Origin of the sequence: Hymenobacter defluvii (assembly GCF_017589435.1) — a bacterium.
GTDB lineage: Bacteria > Bacteroidota > Bacteroidia > Cytophagales > Hymenobacteraceae > Hymenobacter > Hymenobacter profundi.
In genome coordinates this window covers 1-503 of sequence record NZ_JAGETX010000117.1, presented here as the reverse complement: position 1 = coordinate 503, position 503 = coordinate 1, and the positions used below count along the sequence as shown (strand labels likewise).

Below are 503 nucleotides of genomic sequence, written 5' to 3'. Positions count from 1 at the left end.
GTTCCATAGGAGTGTGCGGAGCCGGTTACTTCATACCAGCTGCTTGCTGGCCACGCCTGATACCAAGCAGAAGACAGAGCAGCGCTGGTAGAAAAATGATTTCCCAAGGCATAGCTGAGCTTTACGAATGCTTTGTTTCTATTGAAGACGCGGAATGAGTAGTAGGCAGAAAAGACGTTTTTGCTTTCTTTATTTGCAGCAACGCTAGCACCATCGAACCCAGAGCTATTGGCAAATGCCATATCGCCTGAGCTACCTGACGATTGTACAGACGTACTGGCAAGGAGAGCAGTAAGGCACTACCCGTTCCGACCAATAGCCCAAACCAGAAGAGAGGGGGAGGCCCGAAAGGTAAGCCTAACAGTGATACCAAGCATAGCAGACCCAGGACCCCTAGCAAAAGAATGCGGGGAACCAGTAGAGTTTGCAGTACTTTATCGAAAAATTCGACACTACCGTGCCATAGCTGAGCGGGACCTTCCCAAAAGTACTTTCGCAAGAAC

General features: G+C 49.5%; 1 protein-coding gene. It reads right to left on the bottom strand.

The features are described from left to right. A partial coding sequence (locus tag J4D97_RS23255) for a hypothetical protein (RefSeq protein ID WP_208309662.1) occupies nt 1-242 on the bottom strand: 242 nt, incomplete at its 3' end. Nucleotides 243-503: the final 261 nt, after the last annotated feature.